The organism is Clostridium sp. M62/1 (assembly GCF_020736365.1).
Lineage (GTDB): Bacteria > Bacillota > Clostridia > Lachnospirales > Lachnospiraceae > Otoolea > Otoolea saccharolyticum_A.
Genome location: NZ_CP085988.1, coordinates 3,532,751 through 3,549,909, shown reverse-complemented (window position 1 = coordinate 3,549,909; position 17,159 = coordinate 3,532,751). Strand labels below are relative to the sequence as shown.

13 protein-coding genes are annotated in these 17,159 nt (G+C 51.6%); all 13 read left to right on the top strand.

Features of this window, described 5'->3' with window-relative positions; genetic code table 11:
* The first annotated feature begins 58 nt into the window (after window positions 1–58).
* The 13 genes from cls to LK436_RS16400 all read left to right on the top strand — a co-directional run bounded on the left by cls (window position 59) and on the right by LK436_RS16400 (window position 17,138).
* Window positions 59–1,579, top strand: coding sequence for a cardiolipin synthase (gene cls, locus LK436_RS16460; protein ID WP_008397288.1), 1,521 nt, complete (start codon window positions 59–61; stop codon window positions 1,577–1,579).
* A gap of 224 nt (window positions 1,580–1,803) precedes the next feature.
* Window positions 1,804–2,574 carry a lysophospholipid acyltransferase family protein gene (locus tag LK436_RS16455; protein WP_008397289.1) on the top strand — a complete coding sequence of 257 codons (771 nt, stop codon included), beginning with the start codon at window positions 1,804–1,806 and terminating at the stop codon, window positions 2,572–2,574.
* Window positions 2,534–3,661: a prephenate dehydratase gene (pheA, locus tag LK436_RS16450; protein ID WP_008397290.1), complete on the top strand. Its 1,128-nt coding sequence runs from the start codon at window positions 2,534–2,536 to the stop codon at window positions 3,659–3,661. The genes LK436_RS16455 and pheA overlap by 41 nt, the downstream gene beginning before the upstream one ends.
* 182 nt (window positions 3,662–3,843) lie before the next feature.
* Window positions 3,844–5,253, top strand: a complete 1,410-nt coding sequence (locus LK436_RS16445) for an ATP-binding protein (RefSeq protein WP_008397291.1) — start codon at window positions 3,844–3,846, stop codon at window positions 5,251–5,253.
* A complete protein-coding gene (locus tag LK436_RS16440; RefSeq protein WP_008397292.1) occupies window positions 5,243–6,808 on the top strand; it encodes an HD domain-containing protein in 1,566 nt (521 codons plus the stop codon). The genes LK436_RS16445 and LK436_RS16440 overlap by 11 nt, the downstream gene beginning before the upstream one ends.
* A 2-nt stretch (window positions 6,809–6,810) precedes the next feature.
* Window positions 6,811–9,009 (top strand): polyphosphate kinase 1, encoded by a 2,199-nt coding sequence (gene ppk1, locus LK436_RS16435; protein WP_008397293.1) that lies wholly within the window; start codon window positions 6,811–6,813, stop codon window positions 9,007–9,009.
* Between the two features lie 345 nt (window positions 9,010–9,354).
* Window positions 9,355–10,059 carry a response regulator transcription factor gene (locus tag LK436_RS16430; protein ID WP_008397295.1) on the top strand — a complete coding sequence of 235 codons (705 nt, stop codon included), beginning with the start codon at window positions 9,355–9,357 and terminating at the stop codon, window positions 10,057–10,059.
* A gap of 31 nt (window positions 10,060–10,090) precedes the next feature.
* Window positions 10,091–11,185 carry a sensor histidine kinase gene (locus LK436_RS16425; RefSeq protein WP_347476057.1) on the top strand — a complete coding sequence of 365 codons (1,095 nt, stop codon included), beginning with the start codon at window positions 10,091–10,093 and terminating at the stop codon, window positions 11,183–11,185.
* A gap of 95 nt (window positions 11,186–11,280) precedes the next feature.
* On the top strand, window positions 11,281–13,776 hold the full coding sequence (locus LK436_RS16420; protein ID WP_044931098.1) for a hypothetical protein: 2,496 nt from the start codon (window positions 11,281–11,283) through the stop codon (window positions 13,774–13,776).
* Window positions 13,776–14,738 (top strand): ABC transporter ATP-binding protein, encoded by a 963-nt coding sequence (locus LK436_RS16415; protein WP_008397298.1) that lies wholly within the window; start codon window positions 13,776–13,778, stop codon window positions 14,736–14,738. Before LK436_RS16420 ends, LK436_RS16415 begins: the two co-directional genes overlap by 1 nt.
* Window positions 14,716–15,720, top strand: a complete 1,005-nt coding sequence (locus LK436_RS16410) for an ABC transporter permease (protein ID WP_008397299.1) — start codon at window positions 14,716–14,718, stop codon at window positions 15,718–15,720. Before LK436_RS16415 ends, LK436_RS16410 begins: the two co-directional genes overlap by 23 nt.
* Window positions 15,713–16,546 (top strand): deoxyribonuclease IV, encoded by an 834-nt coding sequence (locus LK436_RS16405; protein WP_015573241.1) that lies wholly within the window; start codon window positions 15,713–15,715, stop codon window positions 16,544–16,546. Before LK436_RS16410 ends, LK436_RS16405 begins: the two co-directional genes overlap by 8 nt.
* 109 nt (window positions 16,547–16,655) lie before the next feature.
* Window positions 16,656–17,138, top strand: a complete 483-nt coding sequence (locus tag LK436_RS16400) for a hypothetical protein (RefSeq protein ID WP_008397301.1) — start codon at window positions 16,656–16,658, stop codon at window positions 17,136–17,138.
* Window positions 17,139–17,159: the final 21 nt, after the last annotated feature.

Sequence of the window (17,159 nt, the reverse complement as noted above, 5' to 3'; positions counted from 1 at the left end):
AGAATAGTCCAATTTCCCTTTTGGCGTCTGGGAGGAGGTGTTCTGAGCCGTGCCTGCCATGGTAGAGATTTTCTGGGAAACTGCCCAGGCTGTGTGTGTCTGGATTTCTGATCATATTTTTTTCGTCAATCTGATTTTGTCCGTCGGCATCGTATTTTTTCAGCGAAGAGATCCGAAGACCGTCTGGGCCTGGCTTCTGGCGCTCAATTTTATCCCTGTGTTCGGGATTATCTTTTATCTTCTGTTCTGCCAGGACTTCAAAAAAAGCCGGATGTTCCGCATCAAGGAGGTGGAGGACCGGCTGAATCTGCCTGCCAGAATCCAGGAAGGCTATATTAAAAGCAGGAATCTGGCTCTGCTGGGAGAGCTGGCGGGAGATTATGAATCCCTTGTGCTCTATAACCTGGACACCTCGGGGAGCGTGCTTACCACCAACAACCAGGTTCGGATTTTTACAGACGGTGAGGAAAAATTTGCCGATCTGAGGAGAGAGCTTGAGGCAGCCAGGCGATATATCCACATCGAGTATTATATTATCAAAAATGATGAAGTGTTCGGCTCCATTGCCCCGATTTTGGAGAGGAAGGCGGAGGAAGGAGTGGAGGTGCGGATTCTGGCAGACGGAATGGGCGGCCGCTTTATGCCGGCAAAACAGTGGGACAGGCTCAGGCGGGCAGGGGTACAGGTGGGCATTTTCTTTCCGCCGGTGCTCGGGCGGCTGAATCTGCGCGTCAACTACAGAAACCACAGAAAGATTGTTGTCATAGACGGGCGGTATGGATATGTGGGAGGCTTTAATATCGGCCGTGAGTATGTGTCTAAGGATCCGAAATTCGGCTATTGGAGAGATACGCACCTGAAATTCTGCGGGGAGGCTGTGCTGGGGCTGCAGATCCGCTTTGCGCTGGACTGGAACTATGCGGCCGGGGAGAATCTCTTTAAGAATGCAGAATATTTTGAACCCCATATTCCCACGGACCGGGAACAGATGCGGGAGGATTCCGGAAAATACTCCTGTGTTCACATACCGGAGGTGGGAGTCCAGATCATTGCCAGCGGCCCCGATACCATGTACCGGCAGATCAGGGATAATTACCTGGAGCTTTTTCATAAGGCAAAGAAGCATATCTATATCCAGACGCCTTATTTTGTGCCGGATGATGCGGTGCTGTCAGCTCTCCAGATAGCGGCCAGATCCGGAGTGGATGTAAGACTGATGATTCCCTGCAAGCCGGATCACCCCTTCGTCTACTGGGCTACCTATTCTTACGTGGGAGATCTGCTGCGGGCCGGGGCCAGGTGCTACACCTATGAGAACGGATTTCTTCACGCCAAGGGCGTCTGCGTGGACGGGAATGTGTGCTGCTACGGTACGGCCAATATGGACATCAGAAGCTTTGAGCTGAACTTTGAGGTCAATGCGGTGATATACAACAGCCAGACCACCCGGGAGATGGAGGATATTTTTGAGAAAGACCTGGAGCAGTGCCGGGAGGTGACCATGGATATCTACCAGTCCAGGAGCCTGACTGTGCGCTTTAAAGAGCAGTGCAGCCGGCTGCTGTCGCCTCTTTTGTAGGGGCGGCAGAAGGAGACGGGAAGAGGGAGCAAAGGACTGGCGGCGGTGCAGAAATGCTGCTCTGACTTGTTGATAAAACGTCATTTGCGGCAGGGATGTTCATTTCTTTTTAAAAACCTTCTGAAAATTCCGTAAAACAGGATTCTGAACAAGTATTTTACACATTTCTGACTTGTATTTGAGTCCTCCTTTCTATATAATAGAACAGACAGAGAGGTGAAAACATGATTAGATTTATACTGGTTGCAGGCTTTCTGATCTGCTTTCTGCTGTTCTCATCAGGCGTCCTCTACCGCTTAAAAAAGCTGGGAGAGAAGGACTGGGAAACAGCGGAGTGGAAGAGCCTGAACATCGTAAAGCGGGCATTTTCTGTGATTTTAAAGGTGTCCGGCGTGAAGGTTACGGTAAAGGGAGCTGAGAATATTCCGGCGGACCGTCCTGTGCTCTATGTGGGCAATCACAGAAGCTATTTTGACATCCTGGTAGGCTATACGACGGTGCCAGGCCTTCTCGGCTTTGTCGCAAAGAAGGAAATGATAAAATGGCCGTTCTTGTCCCAGTGGATGGTGCAGGTAAACTGCCTGTTCATGGACAGGGAAAATGTGAAAGAGGGACTCAAGACAATCCTTCAGGGAATCGAAAAGATCAAAAGAGGCGTTTCCATCTGGATTTTCCCGGAGGGGACGAGAAACAGAAATGCGTTGGAGACAGAGCTTTTGCCCTTTAAGGAGGGAAGCCTGAAGATAGCCGAGAAATCGGGATGCCCCGTTATCCCGGTTGCTATTACGGGAACTGCCGATATTTTCGAGAAGCATATCCCGATTATCCGGCCGGCCCATGTAACCATTGAGTTTGGGGAGCCCTTTATCGTAAAGGAGCTTTCGCCGGAGCAGAGAAAATTCCCGGGAGCCTATACGCGGGAGCGAATACTTGAGATGTTGGAGAGAGAGCAGCATGGACTTACAGGAAATAAGGAAGAAGCTGGACAAAATTGACGGCGAGATCGTCAGGCTGTTTGAGGAGCGGATGAAGCTCTGCGCCGATGTGGCCCAGTTCAAGATACAGACAGGAAAGGCTGTCTATGATCCCCAGAGGGAAAAAGAAAAGATAGAGACTGTCACCGCCATGGCGGATGGAGAATTTATGAAGCAGGCGGTGGGAGAACTGTTCCTGCAGATGATGACGCTGAGCCGCCGCTACCAGTACCGGCTGATGCAGAATGGACAGACGGCCCTGGATTTCGGGTTTCAGAAGGTGAAGGACATTGAAAAGAAGGGCGTCCGGGTCGTGTACCAGGGGCTGGAGGGAGCCTACAGCCATGCAGCGGTGCTCCGGTATTTCGGGGAGGGAGCAGACATGTTCCATGTGCGCCGGTTCGAGGATGCAGCAAAGGCCGTGTATGAGGGCGATGCAGACTATGCAGTCCTTCCCATCGAGAACTCCTCGGCAGGAGCTGTGACGGACAATTATGATCTCCTTCTCAAGTATGAGAATTACATTGTGGCAGAAGTGTTTGTGCCGGTCTGCCACTGCCTGTTAGGCACCGGGGACGCAGAGCTTTCCGACATCCGGACCGTGTCTGCCCACCCCCAGGCCCTGATGCAGTCGGCAGAGTATCTGAATGCCAGAAGAGACTGGAAGCAGGTGAGCGTGGAGAACAATGCCGTGGCGGCAAAGCGGGTAAAGGATGAGAATGACCGCACCCAGGCTGCTGTAGCCAGCGCCGAGGCAGCGAAGATCTATGGACTTAAAATTCTGGCGGAGGGAATTAATTCCAGTCAGAATAATACCACCCGCTTTCTGATTCTGTCCAGAAAGCCCGTTTACCGGGAGGCGGCCAATCGGGTGAGCATCTGCTTTGAGCTGCCCCACGAGAGCGGCACTCTCTATAACATGCTGAATCACTTTGCGTTCAGCCATCTGAATATGCAGATGATTGAATCCCGCCCGATTCCGGGAAGAAACTGGGAGTACCGGTTCTTCGTGGATATTGAGGGAAATCTGGACGATCCTGATATGATTAATGCCCTGCGTTCTGTGGCCGGGGAGGCCAATCATATGAGGATACTGGGTAATTATTAAGAGTGTTTACATATTCTGATTCTGCGGCCGGCAGCCAGACCGCAGAAAGCGTCCCCTTAGCCTCTCTGAGAGGGGCCATGAGGAAGCTGCTTTAGAGAAAATAGAATCAGATAGAACCAGACGGCAAAAACGGCCGGTGATGAGACGAGGAGCGCCCGAAGCAAGGCAGGCATTTTTGCCGGATGATGCAGGCTGAGGGAGGCTCCTCGTTTTGTAAAATTCCGGTAAATGGACGGAAAAAATCAGGTAAAGGCCCGGGAAGGGAGAGGAAGAGCAGGATGAGAAACAGTCTGATACTATACAGAAATTTAAAATACGGAGAGCTGTTCCAGCGGATGGGCAGCCTTCTGGAGGAAGAGAGAGGAGAAGGATTCACAGAGGAGTCCGCCTGGTGTGCAGGAAGCCTGATTGAGCTGGCTGATGCGTACGGGTTTGAGGGAAACCTGTGGCACTGTTTTCTGGCTCTCTGCCTGGCCATTGACGAAAATGCCTACAGTGTGGCATGTGAAATCCGGGGGGAGGCAAAAGGAAGCCTGAGTGAACTGGCACTTTACGATTTTGCTGTATTCAGACGGCTGTTTTCCTATGATCTGAGGCTCCTTGACCAGAGAAGCGAAGAGGGAGAGGATTTTGGCTTGTGGGCAGTGATTGGCAGCTACCGCGGCCGCTCCCAAAAAGGCCGCTGTTTCAACAGCCGTATCCGCAGCCGGATTGTGGAACTCTCCAAGGCTCTGGGAAAGGCCGGAAGCGATGAGGAATTTCGAAGCAGGACCGCTGAATTTTACCGGGAATTCGGCGTGGGAAAATTCGGACTCAACAAGGCATTCCGCGTCACCGGGGAGGAAGGCGATGTGACAATAGAGCCCATCACCAGCGTGGAGCATGTGTACCTCAGAGATCTGGTGGGCTATGAGCGGCAGAAGAAAAAGCTGGTGGAAAATACGGAGGCCTTCATCGAGGGGAGAGAGGCAAACAACGTGCTTCTCTTTGGAGACAGCGGCACCGGAAAATCCTCGAGCATTAAGGCGATTCTCAATGAGTACTATGACAGAGGCCTGCGCATGATTGAGGTCTACAAGCACCAGTTTCAATGCCTGTCCGATATTCTGGAACAGATCAAGGACAGAAACTATAAATTTATTGTATACATGGACGATCTCTCCTTTGAGGAGTACGAGATCGAATATAAATATCTGAAGGCCATGATCGAGGGCGGACTTGGCAGAAAGCCGGACAATGTGCTGATCTATGCCACCTCAAACCGCCGCCATCTGATTCGCGAGAAATTCAGCGACAAGAGAGAGCTTGATGACGATCTCCATAAAAACGACACCGTTCAGGAAAAGCTCTCCCTGGTGGCCCGGTTTGGTGTTACCATCTACTACGGAGCACCGGACAAGAAAGAATTTCAGAACATCGTCAGCGTTCTGGCTGAAAAATACCATGTAGAGATTCCGAGAGAGGAGCTCCTGCTCCTCGCAAACCAGTGGGAGTTAAGCCACGGCGGCCTGTCGGGCAGGACGGCGGCACAGTTCATCACGCACCTTCTGGGAACAGGAATGAGCAATAAGGAGGGAAGCTATGGCAATTAAAATGTTTGCGGCAATCGACGTGGGTTCCTTTGAGCTTGAGATGGGAATCTATGAGATCTCCCAGAGCTTCGGCATCCGGGAGGTAGATCACCTGCGCCACGTCCTTGCTTTGGGAAAAGATACTTACAATGATGGAAAAATCGGCTACGGCCTGGTTAAGGAGATGTGCCAGGTTCTGAGAAATTTTACAGAGATCATGAAGAGCTACCGGATCACAGAGTACCGGGCCTACGCCACCAGCGCCATGAGGGAGGCGAAAAACAGCCAGATTGTGCTGGATCAGATTCAGGTCCGTACAGGCCTGATTGTCAAATCCATCAACAATTCCGAACTGAGGCTTATGAGCTATAAGGCGGTTGCGTCCAAGGATGCGGCTTTCCAGAAAACCGTTCAGAAAGGTACGGCAATCATCGATGTCGGCTTCGGAAGCACGCAGATCTCCCTGTTTGACAAGGATATGCTGGTATCCACCCAGAATATTTTTCTGGGGGGACTGCGCATGAGGGAGATGATTTCCCGCTGGAATCTAAGTGCAGGCGAGGTGGTTCCGGTGATGGAGGAGCTCGTGGACAATGAGCTCTATCCCTTTAAGCGCATTTACTTAAAGGAGCGGGAGATCAAATGCCTGATTGCCACAGGCGAGAGCATCCTGTTTATGGCAAAGAGCGGTATCCGCCATATGGAGTCAGACCGTGTTTCGGCTGAGCAGTTCAGGAGCTTCTACAATCGGCTGCTGTCCATGAGGCCGGAGGAGATTGAGGATTATTACGGAGTGGACCGGGAGTACGCATCGATCCTTGTGCCCAGCGCTATCATCTATGGAAGAGTACTGGAGATGACAGGGGCTGAAACCGTATGGATTCCCGGCGTCAGCCTCTGCGATGGGATAGCGGCTGAGTATGCCCAGGAGAAAAAGCTGGTGAAGCTGCGCCATGACTTTAACGGGGATATTCTGTCGGCTGCCAGAAATATGGCAAAGCGCTATAAATGCCATGGAGCCCATATTCAGGAAGTGGACCGCATGGCCTCAGAGCTTTTCGATGTGACGAAAAAATACCACGGCCTGGGAGAGAGGGAGAGGCTTCTCCTGAGGATAGCGGCGATTCTCCATGACTGCGGAAAGTTTATCAGCTCCAGCAGGGAGACCCAGAGCTCCTACCAGATTATCATGGCCACAGAGATCATCGGAATCTCCCATCTGGAGAGGGAGATTGTGGCCAATGTAGTCCGCTACTGCAATCAGGAATTTGCCTACAACGGGGTACATCTGGAGTCGGATCTGTCCCAGTATGAGGGAAGGGGCCTGACAAAGCGGGCTGTAACCATCCTGATTGCCAAGCTGACTGCGATCCTGCGCCTGGCCAATGCCCTGGACAAGAGCCAGAGGCAGAAGCTGGCCGGCGCGTCTCTGGCTGTGAAGGACGGGAAGCTGCTGATTACTGCCACCTGCCAGGAAACCATTATTCTGGAGCGGGCGTCTTTCGATAATACGGCAGAGTTTTTTGAAGAAATTTTTGGAATTCAGCCAGTGCTGAAACATAAAAGGAGGGTATAACAATGGCCGCAAATGACGAGAAATTCTGGGATCCTAAAAATTATGTAAACCGTGAACTGAGCTGGCTGGACTTTAACTACAGAGTGCTGGGAGAGGCAAGGGACAAGTCTACGCCTCTGTTTGACAGGCTGAAATTTTTAAGTATTACAGCCTCCAACCTGGATGAATTTTTCATGGTGCGAGTGGCGTCGTTAAAGGATATGATCCACGCCAACTATACGAAACCGGATATTGCCGGCATGACTGCATCAGAGCAGCTTGCGGCCATCGGAATCAAAACTCATGAGCTGGTGGAGGAGCAGTACCGGATCTATAACCGCTCCCTTCTCCCTGCGCTGCGCCAGAACGGCCTGAAGGTGATCACTTCCCATGAGAACCTGACAAAACAGGAAGCTGCTTTTGTGGACCGGTATTTTGAGGAGATGGTTTACCCGGTGCTGACTCCCATGGCCGTGGACTCCTCAAGGCCGTTTCCCCTTATCAGAAACAAGTCCTTGAATATCGCCGCCCTGGTGAAGAAGAAAAAGGGGGATTCGGAGATCGACTTTGCCATGGTGCGTGTTCCCAGCGGCCTTCCCCGCGTGGTGGTTATCCCGCCGGAGATGGAAGAGAAGGATGATGAGGAGAAAAGTGAGAGTGCAGGAAAGGAACAGACAGGGAAAAATGCACCGGGCCAGGCATCGATTATCTTCCTGGAGGAAGTGATTGAGAGGAACATCGAGAAGCTGTTTTTGAACTATGACATTATCTGCTCCCATCCCTTCCGCGTCATGAGAAATGCGGATCTGAGCATTGACGAGGACGAGGCGGAGGATCTGTTAAAGGAGATTGAGCGCCAGCTCAAGAAGCGCCAGTGGGGAGAGGCCATCCGCCTGGACATTGAGGAGAAGGCGGACAAGAGGCTGTTAAAGATTCTGAAAAAAGAGCTGAAGGTGACAAACGACGAGATCTACGAGATCAGCGGGCCCCTGGATCTGACTGTGCTGATGAAGGTATACGGCCTTCCGGGATTCGACCGCTTCAAGGCTCCCGGCTATACGCCTCAGCCGGTTCCGGCTCTGATGAACGACGACGATATTTTCACAAACATCAGGAAGGGCGACATCCTGTTAACCCATCCCTTTGAAACCTTTGAGCCTGTGGTAAACTTCATAAAGAAGGCGGCCAGAGATCCGGAGGTTCTGGCCATCAAGCAGACACTCTACCGGGTCAGCGGAAATTCTCCGATCATTGCGGCCCTGGCCGAGGCTGCGGACAATGGAAAGCAGGTGTCGGTGTTAGTGGAGCTGAAGGCCCGCTTTGACGAGGAGAATAATATTAACTGGGCCAAAATGCTTGAGAAGGCCGGCTGCCATGTTATCTACGGCCTTCTGGGACTCAAGACCCACAGCAAGATCACGCTGGTTGTCAGAAAGGAAGAGGACGGAATCCGCCGCTATGTTCATCTGGGAACGGGAAACTACAATGATTCCACAGCCAAGCTCTACACAGACTGCGGCCTCTTCACCTGCAGCCGCCAGATCGGCGAGGACGCCACAGCCGTGTTCAATATGCTGTCCGGCTACTCGGAGCCTCTTGGCTGGAACAAGCTCTCCCTGGCGCCTCTCTGGCTGCGGGGTAAGTTCCTGCGCCTGATCCAGAGAGAGATCAAGTCTGCCAGGGAGGGAAGACATGCCAGGATAGCAGCCAAGATGAATTCCCTCTGCGATAAGGAGATTATCGCAAATCTTTACGAAGCCTCCTGTGCAGGCGTAAAGATCCAGCTGATTGTCAGGGGAATCTGCTGCCTGAAGGCGGGAGTGCCGGGACTCAGCGAGAATATCGAAGTGCACTCCATTGTGGGCAATTTCCTGGAGCACAGCCGCATCTTCCTGTTTGAGAACGGCGGAAACCAGGAGGTCTATATGGGAAGCGCAGACTGGATGCCCAGGAATCTGGACCGCCGTGTGGAGATCCTGTTCCCGGTGGAGGATGAGAGGTTAAAGGAACGTCTGATCCATATCCTGGACGTGCAGCTTGCAGACAATGTGAAGGCCTATCTTCTGCAGGCCGATGGAACCTACGTCAGAAAATCTCTGAGGGGACGCCAGAAGGTCAATGCGCAGGAACAGTTCTGCGAGGAAGCCATTCAGGCCGCAAAGGCCGTGGAGGAGTCCGCGGATCCTGCCAACAGACGCGTATTCATTCCGAGAGAGCAGTAATAAAAGAGAGAAAGCCCGCCGTCAGACACAGCCCAGAGTCAGGGCCTGTCTGGCGGCGGGCTTTCCTTCTTTTCCCACTTTTCCCATCTGAAAGAAGAGGTAAGGCCGGATTTTCCGCTGGAAATGTCTGCCTCCAAGCCGTGCCGGCGCGAAATGCAGGCAAGCTTCTCGCTCGTGAGGGAGGGGAGCTGATGCGGGTCTGCCATCTTTGCTCAAATGTAAGAGAAAAGTAAAGCAATTTTTCCGCTCTTATGGTAAACTGTTGTTAAAGTCGGCTGCGATCGGAGGAAGCGGGAGAGCAGAAAGACGCGGAAGGCTCAGCATACAGACAAGGGAGGTTTTTTCATGGCAGAAATTAATATACTGGTAGTGGATGACGAGAAGGAGATCGCAGATTTGGTAGAGATCTATCTGGTCAGCGACGGATACAGGGTTTTTAAGGCGGAGAATGCAAAGGAGGGTCTTGACATTCTCGACAGGGAGAACATCCACCTGGTGCTTCTGGATATTATGATGCCGGGAATGGACGGCCTGGAAATGTGCAGGAAGATCCGGGAAACAAACAATATCCCCATCATCATGCTGAGCGCGCGCTCCACCGATCTGGACAAAATTCTGGGACTGGGGACAGGGGCCGACGACTATGTGGTAAAGCCCTTCAACCCTCTGGAGCTGACGGCCAGGGTGAAATCCCAGCTGCGCCGCTACACGCAGCTGAATCCGCAGAGCAGCGCGCTGCAGGGCGCGAAAAATGAGATTTCCATCAGGGGCCTTGTCATCAACAAGGACAATCACAAGGTCACCGTGTATGACGAGGAGATTAAGCTCACCCCGATCGAATTTGACATTCTCTATCTGTTAGCCTCCAATCCGGGCCGTGTGTTCAGCACAGATGAGATTTTTGAAAAGGTCTGGAATGAAAAGGTCTATGAGGCCAATAATACGGTCATGGTACATATCCGCCGCCTCCGGGGCAAGATGAAGGAGGACACGCGGCAGAACAAAATCATCACTACCGTCTGGGGGGTAGGATACAAAATTGAAAAATAGTGATATGAGCAGGCGCTTTCGGGCGCGCACAGTGACAAATATAGTTTATGCCACACTTCTCACCTGCCTGATAGAGATTTTTCTGATTGCAAATGTGAGCATGGTGGCGGAATATCTCAGACGGATGGAATCAGATTCGTTCCTTCTGGAACTTATGAATCTGGGACCGATCATGGCTCTGCTCTATGTGCTGGCAGGGATCGGGATCTTTTCTCTGATTTTTCTGAGGCTGCAGGAAAAGCATCTGAAGTATCTGTCCAGGATTTCCACTGCAATCCGTGATATTTCCGAGGGAGATCTGAACACGAATATCGAGGTAAAGGGAGATGATGAATTTACGGCCATGGCTGTCAACCTGAACCGTATGGTGGAAGACATCCGGCGGCTGATGGAAAAGGAGAGGGAGGCTGAGCGGACGAAAAATGAGCTGATCACCAATGTGGCCCACGATCTCAGGACGCCCCTCACCTCCATTATCGGATATCTGGAGCTTTTATCGGGAAAAACCGAGCTTCCGCCTGAGATCCAGAAGAAGTACATCGATATCGCCTATGCGAAAGCCAAAAGGCTGGAAAAGCTCATCGAGGATCTGTTTGGATTTACCAAGATGAATTACGGCAAGCTCTCGATGCATGTGGGAAAAGTGGATATTGTCAAGCTGCTGGGACAGTTGCTGGAGGAGTTCTATCCCAACTTTGTAGACAGAAACCTGTCCTATGAGCTGCACAGCAATGTGCCTGCCAAGGTGATTGACGCAGATGGAAACCTTCTGGCCCGGCTGTTTGACAATCTGATCAACAATGCCATCAAATACGGGGCAGACGGAAAGCGGGTACTGGTGCAGATTCACGCAGGCGATGAGGTCGTGTCTGTCTCTGTAACGAACTACGGATACGTGATTCCGGCTGATGAGCTGCCTTTGATATTCAACAAATTTTACCGTGTGGAGCAGTCTCGCTCCACCCATACCGGGGGCACAGGGCTTGGACTCGCCATTGCCAAGAGCGTGGTGGACATGCACGGAGGGACAATCCAGGTGAAGAGCGATCTGGACGGGACGGTATTTACCGTCAAGCTCAAAGTGCATTTTGACGTCAATAAAGAAAACTTCGAGGTAGCCCAGTAGAAGGCCGGGCAGACAGCAGGGAAACTTTCCGGGCGGGGAAGTGTGAAAAAATAATACATCAGGAATTGATGGAAAATCGGGAGGCGCAAAAAAAGATGGGCAAAGCGACAGCGGAAGGGAAAGGCAGCAGAAAAAAACGAGAAAAGGGAACATTTTTTGCCCTTTTCCTGCTCTGTCTCATTCTGGGCCTGTCCGCTCCAAAAGCCGGCCTGACAGCTTACGCCTCAGGGGCTTTCACAGAGGGGGGCAGCCAGGTAACCGTAGAGGCGGACTATGGCTTTGGAGGCGAGGCCAGGGAAGGAAGGTATCTTCCCATAGAGGTATCCTATTCCAACGAAAAAGGGAGCGCATTCACAGGCACTCTCAGAATTCTTACCCTGGAATCCAACATGGAGGTATACCAGTATGAGTATCCGGTGGAGTTAAAGCCGGGAGAAAAAAAGACAGAAGAGTATTACGTTCCTCTGGGTGTGGAGAATGATCAGATTTTTCTCTCCCTTCTGGACTGGGAGGAAAATGAGGTTGTCAGAAAGAGACTGAAGCTGGATATTTCCTCCGAATCGGCTGTGATGTTTGTGGGAGCCCTCAGCGACGATCCGGACAGTCTGGATTATCTGGACGATGCCGGATTCAATTACGGGACGCTGAGGACAAGGCTTGTTCCGCTGACAGCGGAAAAGATCCCGGAAAATGAGCTGGGACTTGATCAGTTTGACCTGGTTGTGGTAGATGATTTTGACTGGAATACTCTGACACAGGAGCAGGAGGAGGCTGTCTTTTCCTGGGTGGAGGAAGGGGGAACCCTTCTTTTCGGAACAGGAGCTCAGCTTGAGAAGAATCTGGGAAGACTGGGAAGCAGGTTTCTGGAAGCGGATGCTGGAAATATCAGCAGCAGGGAAATAGAACTGAGCGGTCCCGAGGAGGACAGCCGGGCTGTCATGGTGTCTGCTGACTGTGTGGATTTTGGGGTAAAGGAAGGACGTGTGGTCCTCTCAAGCGGCAGTACCTCTGTTGTGACAAAAAAGAATCAGGGAAACGGGCAGATTGTGTTCACCGCCTTTGGGCTGGCGGATATTGCAGAAGTGTGCGCGCAGAATCCTGTTGTCCTGGAGGGGCTGTTTCAGCAGATCATGGGAAAGGAAACAATTCAGTATTTGGCTCAGGACCAGTATTACAGCCTGTCCAACCTGTATTACTCCATTCAGTCACTGATTAATACGGGGAATGTGGCGCGCCTGCCGAAGGTAGGCCTCTATACGGCGGTAATTCTGGTGTATATTGTCCTGATTGGCCCGGTCCTCTATCTCTATCTGAAACGGAAGTCCTGCCAGAATTACTACATGGTGAGCGTGGCTGTGCTGGCAGTGATATTTACAGGGGTGATTTACGCCATGGGGGCAAAAACAAGGTTTACGGCTCCGTTTTTTACCTATGCGACGGTGGAGAGCTATGGCGATGATGAGGTGGAGCGGGAAACCTATATTAATGTGCGGAGCCCCTACAATACGCCGTATACAGTAGAGCTGAATCCGGAATATACGGTGCGCCCTGTCACCAAAAACTATTTTTATGAGTCAAATAAGCCGGCTGTATTCACAGGAAGGGAGAGATATCAGACTGCTGTTTCCCTGGATGAGGCTAAGACAGAGATCCGGGTGAGGGATTCTGTGGCTTTTGAGCCCGGATTATTTGTCCTGAAAAAGAAGGAGGGGCTGGAAAACAGGGCGCCTTCCAGCTCAGTCACCTTTTACGACGGAAAGATTTCCGGCACCATTGTGAATCATTCTGACATGAGGATAGAAAACGCCATGCTGCTTCTCTATGGGAAGGCGGTTTTTCTGGGCGATATGGAACCGGGTGAGAAGAAAGAGCTGGACGGACTGGAGGTACTGACATTTCCTGTCTCTTACAAATATGCCCTCGCAGAGATGGTCACAGGAGCAGACCAGTACAGCCGGGCGGATATATCGGATGAAAAATATCTGGAGTCACAGGATAAGTCTAAGCTCCTTACGTTTTATCTGGATTCTGATATGAACGAATACTTTTCAGATGCCAGGCTGATCGCGTTCCATTCGGAAGAGGAGAAGCCTGATTTCCTGGCGTCAGACACTTTTGAGACAGAGGGACTCACATTAACCACAGCCAGGATTCCCGTAAACCAGAAAGCGGATGGAAGGACCTACCGCTGTGCTCTGGAGCAGTACCCGAAGATTCGCTCCGGCAGCTATGACCAGAGGGGAAATACAGTGTATGTGGGAGAACCCTCAGAGCCTCTGGTGCTTGAGTATTTCCTGGGAAGCAATCTGGAAATCGACAGTCTGACGATGGACTGGATTTCACCGGAGTTTGTGGATAATCCAAGGTATCAGTATCTGGAAAAGTTTGACGGCTCAATGTACTTTTACAACTACGAAACGGGAAGAAATGACAGGATGGATCTGACAAAGACCGTGTACACGAAAGAGGAGCTGAGGCCCTACCTGTCACCGTCTAATTCCATCACAGTCAGATATTCGGGAGAGGCAAAGAGCGATACGGCCTGGAACATGATACTCCCGGTACTCTATGTCACAGGGAGGGAAAGTTAATGCTGGAAATCAGAGATCTGCGCAAGAAATACGGAAACTTTCAGGCCCTGGACGGCCTGAACATGACGATAGGGAAGGGGGAGCTGTTCGGCTTTGTAGGGCCCAACGGAGCCGGAAAGACCACTACAATTAAAATTATCACCGGACTGCTGGCGCCGGACAGCGGCAGCATTGTCATAGACGGAATGGACGGGATACGGGAACAGAGATGCCTGAAGGAAAAAATGGGTTATGTGCCGGACTCCTTCGGTGTCTATGATAACCTGAAGGTATCCGAATATATGGAATTTTTTGCTTCCTGCTACGGGCTGGAGGGAATGGGTGCCAGAAGACGGTGTGAAACACTGCTGGAGCAGATGAAGCTGGAGGACAAGGCAGATTTCTTTGTGGACGGCCTTTCCAGGGGAATGAAACAGAGGCTCTGCCTGGCAAGAGCTCTGATCCATGATCCGGAGCTTGTGGTGTTAGATGAGCCGGCCTCCGGCCTCGATCCCAGGACAAGGCTGGAGTTCACCGGAATTTTAAAGGAGCTGCGGGAACAGGGAAAAACGCTTCTCGTCAGCTCCCATATTCTCTCTGAGCTGTCTGAGATGTGCACAAGCATTGGGATTATTGAACAGGGGAGAATGGTGCTTACCGGAAGCATGGATCAGATCCTGGAAAAGGTCAATTCCTCCAATCCGCTGCTGATTTCCATATACAGAGGACGGGAAACGGCTATGGCGATTCTGCGGAGCCATCCCTGTGTTCAGACCATTTCTTTAAAGGGAGAGGAGATCAAGGTGGGGTTTAACGGGGACAGGCAGGATGAGGCCCTGCTTCTCCAGCAGCTTGTGGACGCGGACGTAATGGTGAGCGGCTTCATGCGGGAGAAGGGGAGCCTGGAAACCATCTTTATGCAGATTACAGACCATGCAGGTGAAAAGGCGGTGCTGATACATGAAAATGAACCCGGTTTATAAAAGAGAGCTGAAGGTGAGCAGCAGAAGCATCCGTATGGCCATGGTTCTGCTTATTTTTAATGGAATCCTCAGCGCAGTTGCGCTTTTTAATATGTATTCCGTGGTGGATCAGGTGAAGATGACGGCGGAGATCCAGTATTCGAGATTTCTTGAACTGTATGTGTTTGTGGCTTCCATCGAGTTTGCCATGCTCATGTTCATTATGCCGGCCATGACCTCCAACAGTATCAGCGGAGAGAGGGAGAGGCAGACCCTTGATTTGATGCTGACCACAACTATGAAGCCCGGGGAAATTGTGCTGGGCAAGCTGGCCGCGGCCTTTACTTCCATGCTGCTTCTGGTGCTGTCCAGCTTTCCTGCCCTTGCTCTGGTATTTGTGTACGGAGGAATTACTGTGACGGACATGGCCCTTTTGCTCCTGTGCTTTGTCACGGTAGCGCTGCTGTCAGGGGGCATCGGAGTGTTTTTTTCCTCTCTGTTTAAGCGCTCCACCATGGCAAATGTATGCTCCTACGTCACCATTGTGTTTCTGGTAGCTGGTACCTATGCCGTCAATGTGTTTACCTATCGGATGTCCCAGAATGAGATCAGCAGCTATATGACTGCCGTTGACAGTGTGACAAGACAGGCCACATCAGGGGGAAGCCTTTATCTGCTTCTTATGAATCCGGCTGTTACTTTTTACGCGATGATCAATAAACAGGCAGGAAACAGCGACGTGGCGGGGACACTGGAGCAGCTGTTTGGCTCTCACCCTGAAAATTTTATTATTGAGCACTGGACAGGGCTCAGTATTTTTCTTCAGATCGCTGCGGCAGTGATTCTCATTGCCATAGCGGTGTCGGCTGTAACGCCGATCCGGGGAGCAGGGCGGACAGGAGGCAGAGGGAGAGCAGGAAAGCAGGAACTGCAGGACAGAGAAAACGGCAGAGAAAATCACAGAAAAAATGACAGGAGAAAAGGAGGAAGAGACCATGCTTAGAATCGGGTGCCATCTCTCATCGGCCAAAGGGTATCTGGCGATGGGAAGGGAGGCAAAAAAGATTGATGCCGGAACCTTCCAGTTTTTTACAAGGAATCCCCGGGGAGGAAATGCAAAAGAAATCGACCCGGAGGACGTGAGGGCATTTCTGGAATTTTCACGCCAGGAGGACATTGTTCCCCTGCTGGCCCACGCCCCCTATACCCTCAACGGCTGCTCGGCAGATGAGAGCATCCGGGTGTTTGCCAGAAACACCATGGAGGATGACCTGAGAAGGATGGAGTTTACACCGGGAAACCTCTACAACTTCCATCCAGGCAGCCATGTGAAGCAGGGAGTGGAGACAGGGATTGAATACATTGCCGGCATGCTCAACGCGATTCTGAAGCCGGAGCAGACCACCACCGTACTTCTGGAAACTATGGCCGGCAAGGGGAGCGAGGTGGGAAGGAGCTTTGAGGAGCTTCGGGAAATCCTTGATCGGGTAGCGCTCAGTGAAAAGATGGGCGTCTGCCTGGACACCTGCCATGTCTGGGATGGGGGATATGACATTGTAAACCATCTGGATGAGGTGCTGACAGAATTTGACCGGGTGATCGGCCTTTCCAGGCTTAAAGCCATCCATCTGAATGACAGCCAGAATCCCCTGGGTGCCCACAAGGACCGCCATGCCAGAATCGGGGAGGGACAGATAGGGCTGGAGGCCCTTGTGCGGGTGATCAACCATCCGGCGCTTAAGCGCCTGCCCTTTTATCTGGAAACACCAAACGATCTGGACGGCTATGCCAGAGAGATCGCCCTACTGAAGTCCCGTTATCAGGATTAAAGGTCAAAAATTTCAGGCGTGCCTCAGGCCGGATTCCATATCTGAAACGTTCTAGGGGAAATAAGAGCTGCGTAACATGGTAATAACAGCTTTTTGCCGAGGAAAAACAATGAGGTTTTTATTTTTCAGGGACAGTGAGAGGAAAAGCAGACGCAGCAGCAGAAAGAAAGACGCCGGCGGGCCAGGCCGTCTGATGCCGCTTTCCGGGGAAACAGGGAAGCCGCTGCGGCAGAAAACGGCCGGGGATTCAGAGCAGAAGGGCCGACAGAGAAACAGGCGGCTCAGCCTGCCGTGCCTTCCGGAAAATGCGCTGTTCTGGGTATTTCTTGTTCTTCTCTCCATCGGATGCATCACACGGCTCTATGAAAAGGCAGCCCTTTCTCCGGCCTCGTCCGGGCAGATTTTTTCCGCAGGAGGGCAGGGCAGGGACTATCAGGTAAAGGACAGAAAGCTTCCTATTTACTGCGTGGAGACAGAGAAGCCTCAGGTGGCTCTTTCCTTTGACGCGGCATGGGGAGGGGCAAGGATGCGGCTGTGCAGGGCAATTTATAAGCAGTTCATAGAAAATCCCATTATTAAAATTAATGAATAAAATAAAGCTCCTTTGTGTACA